This window comes from Erwinia sp. LJJL01, from assembly GCF_047300805.2.
In the GTDB taxonomy this organism is placed as follows: Bacteria; Pseudomonadota; Gammaproteobacteria; order Enterobacterales; family Enterobacteriaceae; genus Erwinia; species Erwinia aphidicola.
This window is the reverse complement of record NZ_CP178576.1, coordinates 2,679,286-2,702,233: the sequence shown is the minus strand read 5'-3', so window position 1 is coordinate 2,702,233 and position 22,948 is coordinate 2,679,286. Positions and strand designations below refer to the sequence as shown.

The following is a 22,948-nucleotide window of genomic DNA, read 5'->3' as shown; positions in this document are numbered from 1 at the left end:
TCATGCTAACCAGGAGCGGCCCAACGTGCCATGAACTGAACAAATATTTACGGAATGACACCCACCCCTCTGTAGGGGTCGATCCTCTTTTTCGATCGACCCGGCATTGAAAACACGGGGCGACCAAAAAAAGCGGTCGACCCCTACGCCATTTTTTCGCTCGGCACGCTCGCATTCCACTGCAGGGGCCGATCTTCTTTTTCGATCGACCCGGTTTTGAAGACACGGGGCGACCAAAAAAAGCGGTCGCCCCCTACGCCATTTTTTCGCCCGGCCCGCTCGCATTCCATTGTAGGGGTCGATCTTCTTTTTCGATCGACCCGGCATTGAAAACACGGAGCGACCAAAAAAAGCGGTCGCCCCCTACGCCATTTTTTCGCTCGGCACGCTCGCATTCCATTGTAGGGGTCGATCCTCTTTTTCGAACGACCCGGTATTGCAAACACGGGGCGACCAAAAAAAGCGGTCGCCCCCTACGCCATTTTTTCGCTCGGCACGTTCGCATTCCATTGTAGGGATCGATCCTCTTTTTCGATCGGCCCGGCATTGCAAACACGGGGCGACCAAAAAAAGCGGTCGCCCCCTACGCCATTTTTTTCGCTCGGCACGCCCGCATTCCATTGTAGGGGTCGATCCTCTTTTTCGATCGACCCGGCATTGAAAACACGGGGCGACCAAAAAAAGCGGTCGCCCCCTACGCCATTTTTTCGCTCGGCACGTTCGCATTCCTTTGTAGGGGTCGATCTTCTTTTTCGATCGACCCGGCATTGAAGACACGGGGCGCCACAAAAAAGCGGTCGCCCCCTGCAACGGTTCAACCCTTGCCCCAACTTTGTACAAAGCCTGCGCACTGAGCGTGCATGCGGTCACTCTGACTTTTAAAATATCGCTTTAAATCAATATATTAAAAACTGGCACATCGTTTGCTTTGTTGAATTCCATCTTGTATACCAGACGGAATTCAACATATGGCTTTGACCACCGGGTTTACGCTCCAGCAGTGGCAGCAGCACCATCAGCAGCATCCACAGGAGGTGCTCTCCACGCTGGAGGCGCTGCTGGCCTCGCTCTCTATCGATGACAACGCCTGGCTCTACCTGGCGACGAAGGCGCAGCTGCGTGCGCAGCTGGAACCGCTGCTGGTCGCCTGGCAGCAGGATCCCGCCTCGCTGCCGCTGTTTGGCGTCCCCTTTGCGGTGAAAGACAATATTGATATTGCCGGCTGGCCGACCAGCGCCGCCTGCCCGGCATTTACCTACACCGCGGAAAGCGATGCCGTGGCAGTCGCGAATCTCAAGGCCGCAGGCGCGATTGCCATCGGCAAAACCAATCTCGATCAATACGCCACCGGGCTGGTCGGCACGCGCTCGCCGTTTGGCGCGGTGTGTAACACCTTTAATCCTGACTACGTCAGCGGCGGGTCCAGCTCTGGCTCTGCCTCCGTCACCGCGCGCGGCCTGGTGTGCTTCGCCCTTGGCACCGACACGGCCGGCTCCGGGCGCGTTCCGGCCGGGTTTAACAATATCGTTGGCCTGAAGCCCACCAAAGGCTGGCTCTCCGCCACCGGCGTGGTGCCCGCCTGCCGCCTGAATGACACCCTCTCAATTTTTGCCCTGACGGTGGAAGATGCCTTCCTCGCCGCCAGCTGCGCCGGGGGTTATGACAGCCTCGACGCCTACTCGCGTGTTAACCCAGGCCTTGCCCCGGCCTCGCTGCCGGAAGCGGCGCGTTTCGCGATTCCGGCCAGCCCGGAGTTCTTCGGTGACCAACAGGCGCAGGATGCGTGGCAGGCCGCCCTGGACAAATTAATCGCTGGCGGAGCCACGCTGCATCCGATCGACTTCACCCCCTTCACTCAACTCGCCGAGCAGCTCTACTACGGCCCGTGGGTGGCAGAGCGCACCGTGGCGGTGGGCGAAATGCTGTCGCGCCCGGAAGAGATGGACCCGGTGGTGTATGGCATCGTTGCCAGCGGCAACAGCTACAGCGCGGTGGATGCCTTTAAGGCTGAGTACCTGCGGGCCGAACTGACCCGTCAGATCCAACAGACGCTGAGCCAGTTCGACGCCTTAGTGGTGCCCACCTCGCCGACCATTCACACCCTGGAAGAGATGAAGCAGGAGCCGGTGCGCTACAACTCGCAGTTCGGCACTTACACCAACTTCACCAACCTCGCCGACCTGTCAGCCCTTGCGCTGCCGGGCCCGTTCCGCGCCGACGGCCTGCCTGCGGGCATTACGCTGATCGCCCCAGCCTGGTATGACCGGGCGCTGGCGACCTTTGGCAGCCGCTGGCAGAAGCGCCAGGCCCTGAGCCTCGGCGCCACCGGCAGGCCGCTGCCGTTCGCCAACGATCTGCCTGCCTCCGCGCTGCACGTGCGCGTGGCGGTGGTCGGCGCGCACCTTAGCGGAATGCCGCTCAACCACCAGCTGACGCGCCGCGATGCGGTGCGGGTTGAAGAGACCACCACCGCCGCCTGCTACCGCCTGTACGCGCTGGCCAACACTACCCCGCCAAAGCCGGGCCTGGCACGCGATAGCGCAGGCAGCGCCATTATCGTTGAGCTGTGGGATATCCCGCTGGCGCGCTTTGGCGAGTTCGTGGCGGAGATCCCCGCCCCGCTCGGCATCGGTACGCTGGAACTGGCCGATGGCCGCACGGTGAAAGGCTTTATCTGCGAACCTGCGGCGCTGACGCAGGCCACTGACATTACCGAATTCGGCGGCTGGCGTCGCTGGCTGAGCCGCGAGGAGAAATCACATGTTTAGCACTGTTCTGATCGCTAACCGCGGCGAAATTGCCTGCCGCGCCATCCGCACCCTGAAGCGCCTCGGCGTGACCAGCGTGGCGGTCTACTCCGACGCCGATAAAAACGCACAGCACGTCAAAGATGCCGACATCGCTATCGCCCTCGGCGGGGATAAAGCCAGCGACAGCTACCTGGCAATCGACAAGATCCTCACCGCCGCCAAACAGAGCGGTGCCGAAGCGATCTGGCCGGGCTACGGCTTTCTCTCCGAGAGCCTGGCCTTCGCCGTCGCCTGTGAAGCGGCCGGGATTGAATTTGTCGGCCCGACCGCGCAGCAGATTGGCGAGTTTGGCCTCAAGCACCGCGCGCGCGAGCTGGCCGCCGCCGCTGGCGTGCCGATGACGCCCGGCACCCCGCTGCTGGCCTCACTGGACGATGCCATCGCAGCCGCCACCCGCATCGGCTACCCGGTGATGCTGAAAAGCACCGCGGGCGGTGGCGGCATCGGCCTGACGCGCTGCGCGGATGAGGCCGCACTCATCAGCGCCTGGGAGAGCGTGCGCCGCCTCGGCGAACAGTTCTTCAGCGACGCAGGGGTGTTTCTGGAGCGCTGCATCGACCAGGCGCGCCACGTCGAAGTACAGATCTTCGGTGACGGTAAAGGCAAGGTTGTGGCCCTCGGCGAACGCGACTGCTCGCTGCAGCGCCGTAATCAGAAAGTGGTGGAAGAGACCCCAGCGCCGAACCTGCCTGCCGCCACCCGCGCTGCCCTGCTGGCATCCGCCGTTAAGCTCGGCGAACTGGTCAACTATCGCAGCGCCGGGACGGTGGAATATATCTATGACGCGGCGCGCGACGAATTCTTTTTCCTCGAAGTGAACACCCGCTTACAGGTGGAGCACCCGGTCACCGAGTGCGTGACCGGGCTGGATCTGGTGGAGTGTATGCTGCAGGTCGCCGCCGGGGAACAGCCGGACTGGGCGAAGATGGCCCGGATGCCGCAGGGCGCCTCGATCGAAGTGCGTATTTACGCTGAAGATCCGCTGAAAAATTTCCAGCCCAGCCCCGGCGTATTGACCGAAGTCTGCTTCCCGGAGGGGGTGCGCGTCGACAGCTGGATTAGTACCGGCACCGAAGTTTCGCCGTTCTACGATCCGATGATCGCCAAGCTGATTGTCCATGCCGACAGCCGCGCGGCGGCGCTGGAAAAAATGCAGGCGGCGCTCAGTGAAACCCGCCTGCACGGCATCGCCACCAACCTCGACTACCTGCGCCAGATCGTCGCCACCGAGGCCTTCCGCACCGGCAACGTCTGGACGCGCCTGCTCGACGGCTTCACGCCCAAAGCGCCGGTGATCGAGGTGATCCAGCCCGGCACCTGGAGCAGCATTCAGGACTATCCGGGCCGCCTCGGCTACTGGGACATCGGCGTGCCGCCGTCCGGCCCGATGGATGATTACGCTTTTCGCCTGGCCAACCGCATCGTCGGCAATGCCAAAGAGGCCGCCGGGCTGGAGTTCACTCTTCAGGGGCCAACCCTGCGTTTTCACAGCGACGCGCTGATTGCCCTGACCGGTGCCGCCTGCCCGGCAGCGCTGGACGGCGAAGAAGTGGCGTACTGGCAGCCGCTAAAGGTTAAAGCCGGGCAGACGCTGACCCTCGGCCGTGCTCAGCAGGGTTGCCGCACCTATCTGGCGGTGCGCAACGGTTTCGACGTGCCGGAATACCTCTGCAGCCGCTCGACCTTCGCCCTGGGTCAGTTTGGCGGCCACGCCGGGCGCACCCTGCGCGTCGCCGATATGCTGGCGATCTCCCAGCCTGAGCTGGCCGCCTGCACCACGCCCGCCCCGCAGACTGAACCCGCCGCGCTGGCCCCGGCGCAGCAGCCTGTGTATGGCGACGAGTGGCGCATCGGCGTGCTGTACGGCCCGCACGGCGCCCCGGACTTCTTCACCCAGCAGTCGATTGACGAGTTCTTCGCCGCCGAGTGGCAGGTGCACTACAACTCAAACCGCCTCGGGGTGCGCTTAGTCGGCCCAAAACCGGGGTGGGCACGCGCCAACGGCGGCGAAGCCGGTCTGCATCCGTCCAACGTCCACGACTGTGAATACGCCATCGGTGCGGTCAACTTTACCGGCGACTTCCCGGTGATCCTCACCCGTGACGGACCGAGCCTCGGCGGCTTCGTCTGCCCGGTGACCATCGCCAAAGCCGAGCTGTGGAAGGTTGGCCAGGTGAAACCGGGTGACCGCATCCGCTTCCATCCGATCGGTTTCGACGAGGCGCACGCGCTGGAGCAGGCGCAGGACCGCAGCGTCGACAGCCTGAGCGCCCTGCACTGCGCCCCCTTTGCCGTGCCGTCACTGGCGCAAACCGCACAGGGCTCGGCCACGGTTCTGGCGGCGATCAAAGCCACTACCAGCACGCCAACCGCGATTTATCGCCAGGCGGGCGACAACTACATCCTGCTGGAGTATGGCGACAACGTGCTGGATCTGGCGCTGCGCCTGCGCGTTCACCTGCTGATGACCGCGCTGCGCGAGTCCGGCCAGCCGGGGGTGGAGGAGCTGTCTCCGGGCGTGCGCTCGCTGCAAATTCGCTACGACAGCCAGATCCTCAGCCAGAAACAGCTGATGACCCTGCTGCTTCAGCTGGAAAAAAATCTCGGCGACGTCACGCAGATGAAAGTGCCGTCGCGCATCGTTCACCTGCCGATGGCCTTTGAGGATAGCGCCACGCTGGGCGCGGTTGAGCGCTATGCCGAAACCGTGCGCGCCAGCGCGCCGTGGCTGCCCAACAACGTTGATTTCATCCAGCGTATTAACGGCCTCAGCAGCCGTGAAGAGGTCAGCAGCACCCTTTTTGATGCCAGCTACCTGATCCTCGGCCTCGGCGACGTTTACCTCGGCGCACCGTGCGCCGTGCCGATCGACCCGCGCCACCGCCTGCTGAGCTCGAAATACAACCCGGCGCGCACCTTTACCGCCGAAGGTACCGTCGGCATCGGCGGCATGTACATGTGCATCTACGGCATGGACTCACCGGGCGGCTACCAGCTGGTCGGGCGCACGCTGCCAATCTGGAACAAGTTCCTTAAGAACGAACAGTTCGCCGCCAGCGAGCCGTGGCTGCTGCGCTTCTTCGACCAGGTCCGTTTCTACCCGGTGAGCGAAGCCGAGCTGGACGTGCTGCGCGACGACTTCCGCGAGGGGCGCGCCACCATTCGCATCGAGCCGTCGCTGTTTGATTTCGCCGAACATACGCAGTTTCTTAACGAAAATGCGCACTCTATCGCTGAATTCCGCCGCAGGCAGGCCAGCGCCTTTGAGACCGAAGTGGCGCTGTGGGCGCAGGAGGAGGAAGGCGCTCCGGTGACCAGCGAAGAGACGCTGTGCCCGGCGCCAGAGGATGACGGCGCGCTGCAGGTCAGCGCCGACATGAACGGCAATATCTGGAAAGTGCTGGTGCAGCCGGGCGACGAAGTGGCAGCCGGGCAGCCATTGATCATCGTAGAAGCGATGAAAATGGAGCTGGCGATCAACGCCCCACAGGCCGGGCGCGTGAAGCGCATCGGCTGCCAGCCAGGCCGCCCGGTCAGCCCCGGCGATGCCCTGCTATGGCTGGAATAGTCATGGAGGCCAAACGCAGTAAAGATCGGCCGGAAGCGCTGGCCGATCGCGTTTACCAGCAGCTGAAAAACGACATCTTCGACTTTCGCCTGATGCCGGGCGACCGCTTCAGCGAAAGCGAAGTGGCGGAGCGCATGGAGGTCAGCCGCACGCCGGTGCGCCAGGCCCTGTTTCGCCTGGAGCGCGAAGGCTATGTCGAGGTGTGGTTCCGCAGCGGCTGGCAGGTGCGGCAGTTCGACTTCGCCTACTTCGAAGAGCTGTACGACCTGCGCATCGTGCTGGAGTGCGAAGCGGTGAAACGCCTGTGCCGCCTGCCTGGCGCTGACTGCGCCCAGCTGCTGACCCGGCTGACCTGCTTCTGGATCGACGAAGCGCCTTTGGCAGACGGCAACGCCGTGTCGCTGCACGACGAGGCGTTTCATCTGGCGCTGGTCGCCAGCGCAGGCAACAGCGAAATGGCGCGTATTCACGCCGAACTGACGGAGAAAATCCGCATTATTCGCCGCCTCGACTTCACCCGCGCGGATCGCATTAGCGCCACCTATCACGAACACGCGCGCATTTTACGCGCGATATTGCATCAGCACAGCGAGGAGGCTCAGCGCATCCTGACCGATCACATTGCCGTCAGTCGGGCCGAGGTCAGAAAAATCACTCTCCATATGTTACAGCAGGCAAGGCTACACCCTGTTTCACCCACATAATCTTTCACTACTTTTAGGGGTTTACTGATGAAGAGACGTTCGTTGATCAAGGCATTCGCGCTGTCTGCCAGCGTTGTGGCAATGGGTCTGTCGTGGAGCGTGCAGGCGGCTGACACCATCAAAGTGGGGATTATGCATTCCCTGTCCGGCACTATGGCGATTTCCGAATCACCGCTGAAGGATGTGGCGCTGATGACCATTGATGAGATCAACGCCAAAGGCGGCGTGCTGGGGAAAAAACTGGAGCCGGTGGTGGTTGACCCGGCTTCTAACTGGCCACTGTTTGCCGAAAAGGCGCGCCAGCTGCTGACTCAGGATAAAGCCGCCGTGGTGTTCGGCTGCTGGACCTCGGTGTCGCGCAAGTCCGTGCTGCCGGTGTTTGAGGAGCTGAACGGCCTGCTGTTCTACCCAGTGCAGTATGAAGGCGAAGAGATGTCGCCCAACGTGTTCTACACCGGCGCCGCGCCAAACCAGCAGGCGATCCCGGCGGTGGAATATCTGATGAGCGAGGATGGCGGTTCCGCTAAGCGCTTCTTCCTGCTCGGCACTGACTACGTCTACCCGCGCACCACCAACAAAATCCTGCGCGCCTTCCTGCACTCAAAAGGCGTGAAGGATAGCGACATCGAAGAGGTCTATACGCCGTTTGGCTACAGCGACTATCAGACTATCGTCGCCAACATTAAGAAATTCTCGGCGGGCGGTAAAACGGCGGTGGTCTCCACCATCAACGGTGACTCCAACGTGCCGTTCTATAAAGAGCTGGCTAACCAGGGCATCAAAGCCACCGATGTTCCGGTCGTCGCCTTCTCGGTGGGCGAAGAGGAGCTGCGCGGCATCGACACTAAACCGCTGGTCGGCAACCTCGCCGCGTGGAACTACTTCGAGTCGGTGGATAACCCAACCAACAAGCAGTTCGTCGCTGCCTACCGTGCTTACGCCAAAGCGCACAAGCTGCCGAACGCCGATACCGTGGTGACCAACGACCCAATGGAAGCCACCTATGTCGGCATCCATATGTGGGCGCAGGCGGTCGAAAAAGCGGGCACCACCGACGTGGATAAAGTGCGTGCGGCGATGGCCGGGCAGACCTTTGCCGCGCCGGACGGCTTCACCCTGACCATGGATCAGACCAACCACCACCTGCACAAGCCGGTGATGATTGGCGAGATCGAAGATAACGGCCAGTTCAACGTGGTCTGGCAGACCGACAAACCGGTGCGCGCCCAGCCGTGGAGCCCGTATATCGCCGGCAACGATAAAAAGCCGGATAGCCCGGTAAAAACCAGCAATTAATCCGCCGTCAAATTGTAGGGGCGGGGCATACCCCGCCGTCAAATTGTAGGGGCGGGGCATGCCCCGCCCACTCCCGGAGCAAAATATGATGATGCGATTCCTGCTGTTACTGCTGCTCAGCCTGCCGTGGCTTGCTCAGGCCGGACCGGCCGCCGATTTTGCCGCCGCCAGCCGCAGCGATCGGCTGAAACTTCTGCAGCAGTGGGCCGCCGCACCGGATGCCGCACGCCTGCCGCTGCTGCAGGCTCTGCGCCAGGAGCGTGTCGTGCTGGACGACAATAAACACCCCTTCAGCCAGATTAATGGCCAGCTGACGCCGCTGGAAGGCAGCAATGCGCCCGCTGGCAGCACCAAAAAACTGTTTATGAACAACCGGCTAAGGGTAATGATCGCCACCACCCTCGCCGCCCACCAGCTGGTTAGCCCGGATAGCGCCCAGCGCCTCAGCGCGGCGCGCACGCTGCAAAATGATGCGCAGGCCGATCAGCTGCCGCTGCTGAAACAGCGGCTGGCCGCCGAACCGGACAGCCGGGTGCAGGCGGTGCTGGCGCAGGCCGTTGCCGGGCTGCAGCTGGCCGACGCTAACCCGCAGGTACGCCTCGAAGCGGTGAAGCTGCTGGGCGAAACCAGCGATCCGCAGACGCAGGCCAGCCTCGAACGCCTGCTGCAACCCAGCGTCGAAGCCGATGCCAGCGTGCGTGCCGCCGCCGCCGACAGCCTGAAACAGATCCGCCATCGCCTGCTGCTCGGCGACCTGCTCGGCCAGGCCTTCACCGGCCTGTCGCTCGGATCGGTGCTGCTGCTGGCGGCGCTTGGCCTGGCGATCACCTACGGCCTGCTCGGGGTGATCAATATGGCGCACGGCGAGATGCTGATGATCGGCGCCTACGCCACCTGGATGGTACAGAGCCTGTTCCAGCGTTTCGCCCCGGAGTGGCTGGCGTTTTATCCGCTGCTGGCGCTGCCGGTGGCGTTCTTTATCACCGCCGCCGTCGGCATGGCGCTGGAGCGCACCATCATTCGCCACCTGTATGGCCGCCCGCTGGAAACCCTGCTGGCGACCTGGGGCATCAGCCTGATGCTGATCCAGCTGGTGCGCGTGCTGTTCGGCTCGCAGAATCTTGAGGTCGCTAACCCGCCGTGGCTCTCCGGTGGCTTACAGGTGCTGCCAAACCTGGTGCTGCCGTACAACCGCCTGGCGGTGATCCTGTTTGTTATCGGCGTGCTGGTGCTCACCTGGCTGCTGCTGAATAAAACCCGCCTCGGGATGAACGTGCGTGCGGTGACGCAGAACCGCGCGATGGCCGACTGCTGCGGCGTGCCGACCGGACGCGTGGATATGCTGGCGTTCGGCCTCGGGTCCGGCATTGCCGGGCTGGGCGGCGTGGCGCTGTCGCAGCTTGGCAACGTCGGCCCGGAGCTGGGACAGGGCTATATCATCGACTCCTTCCTGGTGGTGGTCACCGGCGGCGTCGGCCAGCTGGCGGGCACCGTGGTCGCCGCGCTGGGCCTGGGTATTCTCAACAAGGTGCTGGAGCCGCAGATTGGTGCGGTACTCGGCAAAATCCTGATCCTCGTGCTCATCGTACTGTTTATTCAGAAGCGACCGCAGGGGCTGTTCGCCTTAAAAGGCAGGGTGATTGACTGATGACGCAACCGATAACGCTTACCGTGGCGCAGAAAGCGCCGCGCCTGACGCTCAGCCTTGGCGCGCTGCTGCTGCTCGCCCTGCTGCTGCTGCCGTTTCTCGCCCTGCTACCGGCAGATAATCCGCTGGCGATCTCCACCTATACGCTGACGCTGATCGGCAAGATCCTTTGCTATGCCATTGTCGCGGTGGCGCTCGACCTGGTGTGGGGCTACGCAGGGCTGCTGTCGCTTGGCCACGGGCTGTTCTTTGCCCTCGGCGGCTATGCGATGGGCATGTATCTGATGCGCCAGGCAGCGGGGGATGGCCTGCCAGCGTTTATGTCCTTCCTGTCGTGGAACGAGCTGCCGTGGTTCTGGGCGGGAACGCAGCATTTTGCCTGGGCGCTGTGCCTGATTGTGCTGGTGCCGGGGATGCTGGCGCTGGTGTTCGGCTGGTTCGCCTTTCGCTCGAAAATCAAAGGCGTCTACTTCTCGATTATGACCCAGGCGCTGACCTACGCCGGGATGCTGCTGTTCTTCCGCAACGAAACCGGCTTTGGCGGCAATAACGGCTTCACCGGCTTCACTACGCTGCTTGGCTTCCCTGTCACCGCCACCCGCACCCGCGTCGGGCTGTTTGTCGCCAGCGTGCTGCTGCTGGCAGCCAGTCTCGCCGTCGGTTTTGCCCTGGCACGCAGCAAGTTTGGCCGCGTGCTGACGGCAGTGCGCGATGCCGAAAATCGCCTGATGTTTTGCGGCTACGATCCGAAAGGCTTCAAACTGTTTGTCTGGACGCTCTCCGCCGTGCTGTGCGGGCTGGCGGGCGCGCTGTACGTGCCGCAGGTGGGGATTATCAACCCCGGCGAAATGTCGCCTACCAACTCGATTGAGGCTGCCATTTGGGTGGCGCTCGGCGGGCGCGGCACGCTGATCGGTCCGCTGCTCGGAGCCGGGATCGTCAACGGCGCGAAAAGCTGGTTCACCGTCGCCTTCCCGGAATACTGGCTGTTCTTCTTAGGCCTGATGTTTATCCTCGTCACGCTGTTCCTGCCGCGTGGCGTGATTGGCCTGCTGCGCCGGAGGAAGCATGACTGAACCCCTGTTTACCCAGCCACACCCGGCAGACCGCCATCGCCAGCAGACCGACCCGGTGCTCCAGCTGGAAAAAATCAACGTCTCGTTTGACGGTTTTAAAGCGCTGACCGACCTGTCACTTCAGATTGGCGTCGGTGAACTGCGCTGCGTAATCGGCCCCAACGGCGCGGGAAAAACCACCCTGATGGATGTGATAACCGGCAAAACCCGCCCGGACAATGGCCGGGTGTTCTACGACCAGAGCACTGACCTGACCACGCTTTCCCCTGTCGAGATCGCACGCATCGGCATCGGGCGCAAGTTCCAGAAACCAACGGTGTTTGCCGCGCTGACGGTGTTTGAAAATCTGGAGATCGCGCTGAAAACCGATAAGTCGGTATGGGCCTGCCTGCGGGCAAAGCTTAACGGCGAGCAGCAGGACCGCATTGATGAGGTGCTGAAGCTGCTGCGCCTCGGGGCGGAACGTCAGCGCCCCGCCGGGCTGCTGTCGCACGGGCAGAAGCAGTTTCTGGAAATCGGCATGCTGCTGGTGCAGGACCCGCACCTGCTGCTGCTGGATGAACCGGCGGCAGGCATGACGGATGCCGAAACCGAATACACCGCCGAGCTGTTCCGCTCGCTGGCCGGCAAGCATTCGCTGATGGTGGTTGAGCACGATATGGGCTTTGTCGAAACCATCGCCGACCACGTGACGGTGCTGCATCAGGGCCAGGTGCTGGCGGAAGGATCGCTGCGCGAGGTGCAGGCCAACGAGCAGGTTATCGAAGTTTATCTGGGGCGCTGATATGTTACAGGTTACTGAACTAAATCAATATTATGGCGGCAGCCACATTCTGCGCGGCCTGTCGTTTGAGGTTAAAGCGGGTGAGATCACCTGCCTGCTGGGGCGCAACGGCGTAGGGAAAACCACGCTGCTTAAATGCCTGATGGGGCTGATCCCGGCGAAGTCCGGCACCATCAGCTGGCAGGATAAGCCAATCAACGGGCGCAAGCCGCACCAGCGCGTGCAGGCGGGCATCGCCTACGTGCCGCAGGGGCGCGAGATCTTCCCGCGCCTGACGGTAGAGGAGAATCTGCTCATGGGGCTGGCACGTTTTTCCGGCAGCCAGGCGCGTCAGGTGCCGGAGGAGATCTGGCAGCTGTTTCCGGTACTGTGGCAGATGAAGCAGCGGCGCGGCGGCGATCTCTCCGGTGGCCAGCAGCAGCAGTTAGCCATTGGCCGCGCGCTGGCCTGCAGGCCGCAGCTGCTGATCCTCGACGAACCGACGGAAGGGATCCAGCCGTCGGTGATCAAGGAGATCGGCGCGGTGATCCGCCAGCTGGCCGCACGCGGCGATATGGCGATCCTGCTGGTTGAACAGTTTTACGACTTTGCCGCCGAGCTGGCCGACAGCTATCTGGTGATGTCGCGCGGTGAGATCGTCCAGCGCGGCCTCGGCAAGGAGATGGAAAGCGACGGGGTGCGCGGGTTAGTAGCGATTTGATTTTGATACGGCGGGCCGACCGAAAAAGAGGGTCGGCCCCTACGGATGTCTCGATCGGCCTTTAAAAAAATCATGTTAATAATCCCAATTAAATAAATTCCCATCTCATTAATAGATTTATATCTCCGCCCGCAATATTATAATTCCCTGCCGTTACTGAATATTCTTCATAAAGAAATAAATTTAATTTCATTTCATATTTTGGAAATATTCATATACTACTTTCCTGTATTGTCATGAAATCAAATTTACCGATCCTTTAATGGAGGTACTCACGTGGCTATTTATCCGCTAACCAGCGTGCAGCAAGCCGTTTGGCTCGATCAGTTATTAACACCATCCACCCCCTGCTACAACGTTGGCGCGCTGTGGCGCATTGAAAGAGAGGTTGATATCACCCTGTTAAATCAGGCAATAAATGAAACTCTCGCCCAACATGATGCACTGAAATTAACCTTAAAAGAGAGTGAAGGCGGTATTATTCAGACGACCGTATCGAATCAAGACTTCACTCTCGAATACCACGACTTTAGTCAGGATAACGACGCCGAAAAAAAAGCCCGCGAATACCTAAAGGATAAATTTAATCAACCTTTTAAACTGTATGAAGAATTACTCTGGCGCTGCGTATTTATTAAAACCACGGCGACAACTGCCTTGTGGTTGATTAATGCCCACCATATTATCGCCGACGGGACTTCCGTCTCTCTGCTGAGCGGCATGATTATGGATCGCTACAAACAGCTGAAAAGCGGTCAGTTAGCAGCCCACCAGCAGATTTTCGGCTATCGTGACTTTATCGCTAACGACTGCGCCTATTTGCAGTCCACACGCTATGAACGCGACCGCGCCTTTCTGGCTGACGCGCTTTGCTGAGCATGCCCAGCCGGGAATGGAGCGGCGCGCCGGCTTTGACCCAGGCCAGGCGTGGCCCAGCCAGCAGATTAACCGCCCTCTTCCGCTGGAGCGCTATCAGCGCCTGTGCGCCCTGGCCGCCGCACACGGCTGTTCGCCGATGCACCTGATGACCGCGCTGCTGGCCTGCTGGTACAGCCGCCTGTGGCAGGTTGAACAGCTGACGCTCGGCGTGCCGGTCCATAACCGCAGCGGCGCTCAGCACAAGCGTACGCTTGGCATGTTCTCTTCGATGATCCCGGTGGCACTCAGCGTTGACCTCAGCCAGCCATTCAGCGCCCTGATGAGCCAGATTGCCGCCGAACTTCGCTGCTGCTACCGCCACCAGCGCTTCCCGATTGCCGAGCTTAACCGCCAGCTGCGCCTCGGGCAGCAGGGCCGCCGCCAGCTGTATGACCTGAGCTTTTCGCTGGAAGTCTTCCCGACCGATATTGAACTGGAAGGCAGCCAGCTGAAAGTGGAAACCCTGCATCACGGTTTTGAACAGATGCCGCTGGCGCTTTATCTGCGCCACTATCACCCCGGCGATGCGCCGCTGCTGGAGTTTAACTTCAATGAAGCCTGGTTCAGCGCCGCCGATGCGCAGCGCAGCGCCGACCGCCTGCTGATGCTGCTGGATCATCTGCTCGACCACGGCGCAGAGCAGCCGCTGGCGCAGATCCCACTGCTATTGCCGCAGGAACAGCAGCAGATCTTCGGCCAGTGGAATAGCACTGAACAGCAGTGGCCGCTGCCGGAAGGCATTCACCGCGGGTTTGAGCAGCAGACGGCACGCACGCCCGGCGCCGTTGCGCTGTGCGGTCACGGCGGCAGCGTCAGCTATCAGCAGCTCAATCAGCGCGCTAACCGGCTGGCGGCAGAACTGCGCCAGGCGGGGATTGGCCCTGACGATCGCGTGGCGCTGTGCTGCGCCCGCAGCAGTGAGATGGTGACGGCGCTGCTGGCGATCCTCAAATCCGGCGGCGCTTACGTACCGCTCGATCCCGACTATCCGCCGGATCGCCTCAGCCATATGCTCAGCGACTGCGGGGCCGCGCTGGTGCTGCTCGACGATGCCGGCGAGCAGGCGCTGCGCCCGCTGCTGGGCGCCGATCTGCCGGTCTGGCATCTGAGCCGCGATGCCGCCCGCTGGCAAACTCAGCGCGAGGCTAATCTGCCCGCGCTGGCCGCCGATCCCCAGCGCTCGCTGGCCTATGTTATCTACACCTCCGGCTCAACGGGCAAACCGAAAGGGGTCATGAACGAACACCTCGGGGTGATGAACCGCCTGCGCTGGATGCAGGAGGAGTACCGGCTGACGCCGCAGGACTGCGTACTGCAAAAAACCCCGTTTAGCTTTGATGTCTCGGTGTGGGAGTTCTTCTGGCCACTGATGGTCGGCGCACGGTTGGCCATCGCCAGGCCGGCGGGTCACCAGGACCCGGACTACCTCAGCCAGCTTATCGCCGCACAGCAGGTCACGACCCTGCACTTCGTCCCTTCAATGCTGCAGCTGTTTCTTCGCCACGGCGACATGGAACGGTGCCGCCCGCTGCGCAAGGTGATGTGCAGCGGGGAAGCGCTGCCGCTGGCGGCAGTGCAGCGCTTCCACCAGCAGCTGCCGGATGCCGAACTGCATAATCTGTACGGCCCGACCGAAGCGGCGGTGGATGTCTCCTTCTGGCACTGCCGGCGCGACGATGCGCGCGGGCTGGTGCCGATTGGCAGACCGGTCGCCAACACCCAGCTCTATATCCTTGATGCACAGCTGCAACCGCTGCCGCCGGGCGTCAGCGGCGAGCTGCATATCGGCGGCGTGCAGGTGGCGCGCGGCTACCTTAACCGCGAACAGCTGAGCGCCGAGCGCTTTATTGCCGACCCGTTCAGCAGCGACCCCGATGCCCGCCTGTATAAAACCGGCGATCTGGCGCGCTGGCTGGAGGATGGCAGCATTGAGTACCTCGGGCGCAATGATTTCCAGGTGAAAATCCACGGCCTGCGCATTGAGCTGGGCGAGATTGAGCAGCAGATTGCCGGGTTTAGCGGCATCGACGATGTGGTGGTGATGGCCTGCGACGACGGCCGGGGTGACAAACGGCTGATCGCCTGGCTGGTTGCCGTCCCGCAGCCCGGCCTGCGCGAGAAGCTGCGCAGCACCCTGCAGGCCGCGCTGCCGGAATATATGATCCCCAGCGCCTTTGTGCGGCTGGATGCGTTTCCGCTCTCCCCTAACGGTAAGCTGGACCGCAAAGCACTGCCGCAGCCTGCGTGGCAGGCGGAAGAAACGGCGTGGCGCGCCCCGCAGAGCGCGGGTGAACGCCAGCTGGCAGCGTGGTGGCGCGAGCTGCTGCAGGTGGAGAACATCGGCTGCGACGACGATTTCTTCGCGCTTGGCGGCCACTCGCTGCACGCCATCCAGCTGATGGTGAAGCTCAAGCGCGCGGGCATCGCGCTGGAGATGAAAACCCTGTTTGCCAACAGCACGCTAAGCGCCCAGGCGCGCGCCATCGCCGGATGCGCGGAGCTGAACGCGCAGGCTGACGCGCCGCTGCCGATGCAGAAACTGCTGAAGCAGCTCAACCAGCCCGCGGCGCAGTTCCGGCTCACCCAGCGCCTGAACTCGCCCGCTGAAGCAGGTAATCTGTGGATGGTGCATCCGGCGGTGGTTGGCTGTGAGATCTACCGCGATCTGGCGCAGGCGTTTGACGGCCAGCTCAATGCCATCGGCATCAATAATTACAATCTGTACCACCAGCCGCCTATCCCGTCGCTGTCGGCGCTCGCCAGCTATTACCTGCAGCATATGGTGAGCCAGGGGCTGTCGCGCCAGCAGCCGGTGCAGCTGCTGGGCTGGTCGCTCGGTGGCGTGATTGCGCTGGAGATAGCCGCTCAGCTCGAGCAGCGCGGCTATCGCGATATCCATCTCTGCCTGCTCGACAGCCTGTACCAGACCGACATTCAGCAGCGCATTGTGGCGGGCATGCTGGCGCCACTGCTGGCGATGATCGGCATCGAGGGGGAAGCGGCCGAACGCGCGCTGCGCATTGAGCAGCTTGAACTGTCGATGAACAACCAGCCGCTGAGCGCCCCGCTGCGCCACAGCCGGGTGACGCTGTTTAAAGCCACCGAGTTTGCCGACCTGAGCATGGACGGTATCGACGGCGCGGAACTGCTGGCGCTGAGCGATAATGGCCTAGGTAAAGTCTGCCCGCAGCTGCAGGTGATCCCGCTGGCGGCCAATCACCATTCGATTATCCTGTGCCACGAACCGATCGTCGCCGCGCTGAACCTGGCGCAGAAGATCGGCAGCAGCGCGGCGTAAACCAGCGGGTCAGGCATGCAACATCCGCGTTCCTGCGCGGCGGGTCAGGTATGCCTGACCCCTACAACATCCGCGTCCCTGCGCAGCGGGTCAGGCATGCCTGACCCCTACAACATCCGCGTTCCTGCGCGGCGGGTCAGGCATGCCTGACCCCTACAACATCCGCGTCCCTGCACGGCGGGTCAGGCATGCCTGCCCCCTACAACATCCGCGTTCCTGCGTAGGGGGCGGGCATGCCCGCCCCCTGTTTTTACCTGCCTGCGCCCTGCTGTTTGCAGCCCTATCTTATTGACGGTAAACTCCAAATTCCGCGACAACTGGAAGCAAACTCATGGAAACCCGGCGCGACGAGCGCATCAATAAGCTGGCCCAGGCGCTGAAAGGCACCGATAAAATCCATCTGAAAGAGGCGGCTCAACTGCTTGGGGTGTCTGAGATGACCATACGCCGCGACCTGAATGAAGGCCCGGGCGCAGTGGTATTGCTGGGCGGCTACATCGTCAGCGACCCGATGCGTCACCAGAACCACTATTTTGTTTCCGATCAGCAGGGGCAGCATGTCGAGCAAAAGCGCCTGCTGGGCCAGCACGCCAGCTCGCTGATCAATGCCAATGAAACGGTCTATTTTGACTGCGGTACCTCCATTCCGTGGGTGATTGACGCCATCGATCCCGACCTGCCGTTTACCGCCGTCTGCTGTGCGATGAACACTTTCCTCGCGCTGAAAGAGAAAAATGCCCGGGTGATCCTGTGCGGCGGCGAGTTCCACGCGGATAACGCCATCTTCACCCCGCTGGGTCAGCTGTCAGTGATGGACAGCCTGTGCCCGGATAAGGCGTTCATCTCCGCCGCCGGAATCGATGTGCAGCAGGGTGCCAGCTGCTACAACCTGAACGAACTGCCGATGAAGCTTCTGGCACTGCAGCGCGCGCGCCAGAAGTTACTGGTGGCCGACAGCAGCAAATATGGCAAGGTGCTGCCGGCGCGCATCGCCGATCTCAGCGCGTTTAACGGCTTAATCAGCGATGCCGCCCCCGGGTACGACATCGGTATTGAGGTTATCACCCCGTAACCGGCGCAAACTCTCGGCGCGCGGCGACCGCAGAAACGGTAGGGGCGGACCTTCTTTTTCGCTCCGCCCGCTGCGCTTTACCAGCGATTTAAAATCTCTTCGCCGTCGCGCAGGCGGCGTAAATTCTCACACACCGCGGCGACATTGCCAGCCAGCGAGATATCGGTCACGCCGCCAATGTGCGGGGTGGCAATCACGTTATAGCTGAACAACGCATCCTGCGGCTCGGGCGGCTCCTGCCAGAACACGTCCAGCCCGGCGCCGCTCAGCTGACCGTTCGCCAGCGCCGCCAGCAGCGCAGACTTCTCAATCAGCCCGCCGCGCCCGAGATTAATCAGGAAAGCCCCCGGCTTCATCTGCGCCAGCGCCGCTTCATCGATAATATGATGGGTCGCCGGGTTATCCGGCAGGCTGAGCACCACAAAGTCAGCTTCCCGCAGCAGCTGCGGCAGGCAGTCCATCTCTCCGACCCACGCCAGGCGATGCTGGCGGGCAAAGTCATCATCGGCGCTGCGCTTAACGCCGATCGTACGCATCTCAAACGCCGCCAGCCTCTGCGCCAGCGCTTTGCCAATGCCCCCCAGCCCGACCAGCCCGACGGTTTTGCCCTTCAGTCCCATGCCAACCGGCAGGCCAAGCTGGCGCGTGGCGATCATCTGCGGCAGCTGGTTAGCCTTACGCGCCAGCCCGATCATCATCCAGATGCCCAGCTCCGCCACCGAGTCGGCGTTGCCGGAGCGGTCGGACGGTACGTTCGCCACCATCACGCCCTGCGCATGGGCGCTGGCGATATCCACCCCTTCCAGCCCGGCCCCGGCCTGCTGAATCAGCTTGAGGCGATCGGCGGTGTGCAACAGAGCGGGAGTGACCTTCGCCATGCCAGGGATCAACGCGTCAAAACCGGCCAGGCTTTCCGCCGCGTGGCCCGGCGATGCGACAAATTCGACGTCGGGCAAACGCTGGCGAAACTGCTGGATCATCCCACCCCAGGCATTCTCTTCCGCGGCTATCAGAACTCTCATTGATATCTCCATGGTTTTAAAGGCAAAAAAACCAGCTTAGCCGTAACTGAACAGAAATCAATCAGAAACAGGCGCTTGTAGCGATATCAGGATAATCAGGCCGTCCCGGCTGTGAATAGCAGGGGAAAACAGCTAAACTCCGCTATCTGAGTGGGCAGCTGTTTTGCCCCAATTAAACCCCAGACCATAAGAGGCTCAACCCAACGTGGCTCAATTCGTCTATAGCATGCATCGCGTCGGCAAAGTCGTTCCGCCGAAGCGTCATATTTTAAAGAACATCTCCCTCAGTTTCTTCCCTGGTGCCAAGATCGGCGTACTGGGTCTGAACGGTGCGGGTAAATCCACCCTGCTGCGCATCATGGCCGGCATCGATAAAGATATCGAAGGGGAAGCACGCCCGCAGCCAGGCCTGAAGATCGGCTACCTGGAGCAGGAACCGAAGCTGAACCTGGAACACACCGTGCGCGAATCGGTGGAAGAAGCCGTGGCCGAAGTGGTGGGCGCGCTGAAAGGGCTGGACGAGGTGTACGCCAAGTACGCCGAGCCGGATGCTGACTTCGACAAGCTCGCCGCTCAGCAGGGCAAGTTTGAAGAGATCATCCAGGCGCACGACGGCCACAACCTGAATACCCAGCTGGAGCGTGCGGCCGATGCGCTGCGCCTGCCGGACTGGGATGCAAAAATTGCTAACCTGTCCGGTGGTGAGCGCCGCCGCGTCGCTCTGTGCCGCCTGCTGCTGGAAAAGCCGGACATGCTGCTGCTGGACGAACCGACCAACCACCTGGATGCCGAATCCGTGGCCTGGCTGGAACGCTTCCTGCACGACTTCGAAGGGACCGTGGTGGCGATTACCCACGACCGTTACTTCCTGGATAACGTAGCGGGTTGGATCCTCGAGCTGGACCGCGGCGAAGGTATTCCGTGGGAAGGTAACTACTCTTCCTGGCTGGAGCAGAAAGATGCGCGTCTGGCGCAGGAAGCCTCATCCGAAGCCGCTCGTCGTAAATCGATTGAGAAAGAGCTGGAGTGGGTGCGCAAAGGTGCCAAAGGTCAGCAGTCCAAAGGCAAGGCCCGTCTGGCGCGCTTTGAAGAGCTGAACAACACCGAGTACCAGAAGCGTAACGAAACCAACGAACTGTTCATTCCACCGGGAGCACGCCTGGGTGACAAGGTGCTGGAAGTCAGCAACCTGCGTAAATCCTACGGCGACCGCCTGCTGATTGACGACCTCTCCTTCTCGGTTCCTAAGGGTGCGATTGTCGGCATCATCGGTCCGAACGGCGCGGGTAAATCCACGCTGTTCCGCATGATGTCCGGTCAGGAGCAGCCTGATTCCGGCGAGATCGTGCTGGGTGAAACCGTTAAGCTGGCGTCGGTCGATCAGTTCCGCGACAGCATGGATAATTCTAAAACCGTTTGGGAAGAAGTCTCCGGCGGCCAGGATATTATGCGTATCGGCAACACCGAGATGCCAAGCCGTGCCTACGTTGGCCGCTTTAACTTTAAAGGGGTTGATCAGGGTAAACGCGTTGGCGAACTCTCCGGTGGTGAGCGCGGTCGTCTGCACCTGGCGAAGCTGCTGCAGGTTGGCGGCAACATGCTGCTGCTGGATGAACCGACCAACGACCTCGACATCGAAACCCTGCGCGCGCTGGAAAACGCCCTGCTGGAGTTCCCGGGCTGTGCCATGGTGATCTCGCACGACCGCTGGTTCCTCGACCGTATTGCCACCCACATTCTGGACTATCAGGATGAAGGCAAGATCGAGTTCTTCGAAGGTAACTTCACCGAATACGAAGAGTACAAGAAACGCACGCTGGGCGCCGAAGCGCTGGAGCCGAAGCGTATCAAGTACAAGCGTATGATTAAGTAAGCTATTCAGGCTTGCGGGGCGACCAGTAAAAGGTCGCCCCCTACTGATAAAATTCGCGGAATACCGGCGACTGCATGGCAAATTCAATAAAGCGCGCCAGCGCGGGTGAGTTCAGCTTTCGGCTCGGGTAAACCAGCCACAGTTCATTCCCCTCCACTTCCCATTCCGGTAACACCCGCACTAAATCACCCCGCGGTAATAATTCATTGATCATAAAGAGCGGCAGTAACGTGATCCCGGCATTGCCCAGCGCACATTCGCGCGCGTACACCAGGTTGTCGGTCATATGGGTCGGCGGTAGCAGCCAGCTGTAGAACTCTTCGTTACGTTTCAATACCCATTCGCTCCAGGCCCGGTGAGCAATACTGCGATGCTCCATCAGCTGGCTGGGGTGTGTCAGGACGTCGTAATCGGCCAGATAGGCGGGTGAGGCCACCAGCATCCGCTCACAGTAACCAATACGCCGACCGATCAGCGACGAGTCCTGCGGCCGCCCGGTGCGCAGCGCCACATCAAAACCGTCCTGCACCAGATCGCGGATCTCATCAGAGACTGAGACCTCCAGCGTGACGTCGGGAAACTGGCGCTGGAACCCGGCGTTGAAGCGCGCCAGCAGCGTGGCACCGATGCCTGCGGGAGAAGTGATGCGCAGTCGCCCGCTGGGGTTATCACGCAGGCGTTCGATAGCCATACTGGCGCGTTCGCTGGCGGCCAGCATCTCCTGGCAGTGCACCAGATAACGTTCCCCGGCAAAGGTCAGATTGAGCTGGCGGGTGGTACGGTTGATTAAGCGCAGCCCCAGCGCCTGTTCAAGCTGGCTGACGCGCTGGCTGACGCTGGACTTCGGTAATCCCGCGCGCGTAGCCGCCGCCGTGAAACTGCCACACTCTGCGACCAGCGCAAACAGCGCCATATCCTGCAACTGTTTAAACATTATTGTTCACCCCAGACGAACACTTAGTGCGTTATTGTGCAGCTTATCATTAGCCTGCTTATTACCTACACTGAATATCACATCATTAAGGAGAAGTGCTATGACAATCAAAGCGATTGCTATCAATCCAGAAAATCCGCAGAGCTTTATTGAAATCCAGCAGCCGCAGCCCACTCCGGGCGAGTTTGATCTGCTGGTTGAAGTGAAAGCCGCCTCGGTCAACCCGGTGGATACCAAAGTGCATAAGGGTGCGCAGAAAAATGGCTTGCAGCAGCCGCGTATTCTCGGCTGGGATGCCAGCGGCGTGGTGCTGGCGGTAGGTAGTAAGGTCAGCGGCTTTAAAGCGGGTGACGAAGTCTACTACGCCGGGGACATCACTCGCCCCGGCAGCAACGCCAGCCAGCAGCTGGTTGATGCGCGTATCACCGGGCACAAGCCGCGCTCGCTCGACTGGGCGCAGGCTGCGGCTATTCCACTGACCGCGCTTACCGCATGGGAAGGCCTGTTCGACCGCCTGCAGCTTGACCGCGCTGCAGAAGGTAAAACCCTGCTGATCGTCGGCGGTGCCGGTGGCGTTGGATCGCTGGCGATCCCGTTTGCTAAGCTGCACACCAAGGTCAAAGTGATCGCCACCGCCTCGCGCCCGGACTCGGTGCAGTGGTGTAAAGATCGCGGCGCGGACCTGGTGATCAACTATCAGGATATGCCAGCAGAGCTGGAGAAACATGGCCTCAAGCAGGTGGATTATATCTTCTGCCTGAACGATACCGACGGCCACTGGGAAACGATGAGCCAGCTTATCGCGCCGCAGGGGCAAATCTGTACCATCGTTGAGAATGAAAAACCGCTGAGCATGGACCAGCTGAAGCTGAAAAGCGCCGCGCTGCACTTCGAGTTTATGTACACCCGCAGCATGTATAACACCCCGGATATTGCGCGCCAGGGGGAGATCCTCGACGCCACGGCAAAACTGCTGGATGAGGGGAAAGTCACTACCTCACTGAGCCAGACCCTGCACGGCTTAAGCGTCGACACGCTGACCGCGGCCCATAAGCAGGTGCTGGAAGGTCATATGCGCGGCAAGGTGGTGATGGTCTATTAATCCCAACGGGCGGACCTTATTTGGTTCGCCCATGAAACATCCCGCCTTAATATCTTTTTTTATTTTACCCCGCTGGCACTTCCATTTATTTCATCTTGACATAGCTGCTGGTTATTTTATGGTTCAACGGTAATTTAAACCGC

Annotated in this window: 15 protein-coding genes; 13 read left to right on the top strand and 2 right to left on the bottom strand. The window is 61.3% G+C overall.

Features of this window, described 5'->3' with window-relative positions; genetic code table 11:
* Nucleotides 1-968 precede the first annotated feature (968 nt).
* The 11 genes from atzF to deoR all read left to right on the top strand — a co-directional run bounded on the left by atzF (nt 969) and on the right by deoR (nt 17,874).
* Nucleotides 969-2,768, top strand: coding sequence for an allophanate hydrolase (atzF, locus tag ACLI4M_RS13370; protein WP_133624591.1), 1,800 nt, complete (start codon nt 969-971; stop codon nt 2,766-2,768).
* Complete coding sequence (gene uca, locus ACLI4M_RS13365; protein WP_133624593.1) at nt 2,761-6,378, top strand: urea carboxylase; 3,618 nt, start codon at nt 2,761-2,763, stop codon at nt 6,376-6,378. The genes atzF and uca overlap by 8 nt, the downstream gene beginning before the upstream one ends.
* Before the next feature lie 2 nt (nt 6,379-6,380).
* Nucleotides 6,381-7,082, top strand: a complete 702-nt coding sequence (locus ACLI4M_RS13360) for a GntR family transcriptional regulator (protein ID WP_208864895.1) — start codon at nt 6,381-6,383, stop codon at nt 7,080-7,082.
* 27 nt (nt 7,083-7,109) lie between these two features.
* Entirely contained in the window at nt 7,110-8,378 is a 1,269-nt protein-coding gene (urtA, locus tag ACLI4M_RS13355) for an urea ABC transporter substrate-binding protein (RefSeq protein WP_048914769.1), read from the top strand.
* A gap of 85 nt (nt 8,379-8,463) precedes the next feature.
* Nucleotides 8,464-10,026 carry an urea ABC transporter permease subunit UrtB gene (gene urtB / locus ACLI4M_RS13350; RefSeq protein WP_133624597.1) on the top strand — a complete coding sequence of 521 codons (1,563 nt, stop codon included), beginning with the start codon at nt 8,464-8,466 and terminating at the stop codon, nt 10,024-10,026.
* Nucleotides 10,026-11,102 carry an urea ABC transporter permease subunit UrtC gene (gene urtC, locus ACLI4M_RS13345; RefSeq protein ID WP_133624599.1) on the top strand — a complete coding sequence of 359 codons (1,077 nt, stop codon included), beginning with the start codon at nt 10,026-10,028 and terminating at the stop codon, nt 11,100-11,102. Before urtB ends, urtC begins: the two co-directional genes overlap by 1 nt.
* Nucleotides 11,095-11,886, top strand: coding sequence for an urea ABC transporter ATP-binding protein UrtD (urtD, locus tag ACLI4M_RS13340; RefSeq protein WP_048914766.1), 792 nt, complete (start codon nt 11,095-11,097; stop codon nt 11,884-11,886). Before urtC ends, urtD begins: the two co-directional genes overlap by 8 nt.
* Before the next feature lies 1 nt (nt 11,887).
* Nucleotides 11,888-12,586, top strand: a complete 699-nt coding sequence (gene urtE / locus ACLI4M_RS13335; protein WP_133624601.1) for an urea ABC transporter ATP-binding subunit UrtE — start codon at nt 11,888-11,890, stop codon at nt 12,584-12,586.
* Between the two features lie 276 nt (nt 12,587-12,862).
* A complete protein-coding gene (locus tag ACLI4M_RS13330) occupies nt 12,863-13,462 on the top strand; it encodes a condensation domain-containing protein (protein ID WP_413449723.1) in 600 nt (199 codons plus the stop codon).
* Nucleotides 13,422-16,802: a non-ribosomal peptide synthetase gene (locus tag ACLI4M_RS13325; protein WP_413449722.1), complete on the top strand. Its 3,381-nt coding sequence runs from the start codon at nt 13,422-13,424 to the stop codon at nt 16,800-16,802. The genes ACLI4M_RS13330 and ACLI4M_RS13325 overlap by 41 nt, the downstream gene beginning before the upstream one ends.
* Before the next feature lie 331 nt (nt 16,803-17,133).
* On the top strand, nt 17,134-17,874 hold the full coding sequence (gene deoR, locus ACLI4M_RS13320; RefSeq protein ID WP_133624605.1) for a DNA-binding transcriptional repressor DeoR: 741 nt from the start codon (nt 17,134-17,136) through the stop codon (nt 17,872-17,874).
* Between the two features lie 77 nt (nt 17,875-17,951).
* Here the strand turns inward: deoR and ACLI4M_RS13315 are convergent, their stop codons facing one another.
* A complete protein-coding gene (locus ACLI4M_RS13315) occupies nt 17,952-18,896 on the bottom strand; it encodes a 2-hydroxyacid dehydrogenase (protein WP_133624607.1) in 945 nt (314 codons plus the stop codon).
* A gap of 205 nt (nt 18,897-19,101) precedes the next feature.
* On the opposite strand from ACLI4M_RS13315, the gene ettA reads away from it, so the two are divergent.
* Nucleotides 19,102-20,769: an energy-dependent translational throttle protein EttA gene (gene ettA, locus ACLI4M_RS13310; protein WP_048914761.1), complete on the top strand. Its 1,668-nt coding sequence runs from the start codon at nt 19,102-19,104 to the stop codon at nt 20,767-20,769.
* Nucleotides 20,770-20,809: 40 nt separating this feature from the next.
* On the opposite strand, the gene ACLI4M_RS13305 is transcribed toward ettA, so the two are convergent.
* Complete coding sequence (locus ACLI4M_RS13305; protein ID WP_048914760.1) at nt 20,810-21,706, bottom strand: LysR family transcriptional regulator; 897 nt, start codon at nt 21,704-21,706, stop codon at nt 20,810-20,812.
* Between the two features lie 97 nt (nt 21,707-21,803).
* Between ACLI4M_RS13305 and ACLI4M_RS13300 the strand changes: the two genes are divergently transcribed.
* Nucleotides 21,804-22,805: a zinc-binding alcohol dehydrogenase family protein gene (locus tag ACLI4M_RS13300; protein ID WP_048914759.1), complete on the top strand. Its 1,002-nt coding sequence runs from the start codon at nt 21,804-21,806 to the stop codon at nt 22,803-22,805.
* Nucleotides 22,806-22,948: the final 143 nt, after the last annotated feature.

Excerpts from the sequence above, each read along its gene's own strand:
- urtB (WP_133624597.1), top strand. The coding sequence starts at position 8,464 with ATGATGATGCGATTCCTGCTGTTACTGCTGCTCAGCCTGCCGTGGCTT.
- uca (WP_133624593.1), top strand. The coding sequence starts at position 2,761 with ATGTTTAGCACTGTTCTGATCGCTAACCGCGGCGAAATTGCCTGCCGC.
- ACLI4M_RS13360 (WP_208864895.1), top strand. The coding sequence starts at position 6,381 with ATGGAGGCCAAACGCAGTAAAGATCGGCCGGAAGCGCTGGCCGATCGC.
- urtA (WP_048914769.1), top strand. The coding sequence starts at position 7,110 with ATGAAGAGACGTTCGTTGATCAAGGCATTCGCGCTGTCTGCCAGCGTT.
- urtD (WP_048914766.1), top strand. The coding sequence starts at position 11,095 with ATGACTGAACCCCTGTTTACCCAGCCACACCCGGCAGACCGCCATCGC.
- ACLI4M_RS13315 (WP_133624607.1), bottom strand. The coding sequence starts at position 18,896 with ATGAGAGTTCTGATAGCCGCGGAAGAGAATGCCTGGGGTGGGATGATC.
- ACLI4M_RS13325 (WP_413449722.1), top strand. The coding sequence starts at position 13,422 with ATGAACGCGACCGCGCCTTTCTGGCTGACGCGCTTTGCTGAGCATGCC.
- atzF (WP_133624591.1), top strand. The coding sequence starts at position 969 with ATGGCTTTGACCACCGGGTTTACGCTCCAGCAGTGGCAGCAGCACCAT.
- urtE (WP_133624601.1), top strand. The coding sequence starts at position 11,888 with ATGTTACAGGTTACTGAACTAAATCAATATTATGGCGGCAGCCACATT.
- ACLI4M_RS13300 (WP_048914759.1), top strand. The coding sequence starts at position 21,804 with ATGACAATCAAAGCGATTGCTATCAATCCAGAAAATCCGCAGAGCTTT.
- deoR (WP_133624605.1), top strand. The coding sequence starts at position 17,134 with ATGGAAACCCGGCGCGACGAGCGCATCAATAAGCTGGCCCAGGCGCTG.
- urtC (WP_133624599.1), top strand. The coding sequence starts at position 10,026 with ATGACGCAACCGATAACGCTTACCGTGGCGCAGAAAGCGCCGCGCCTG.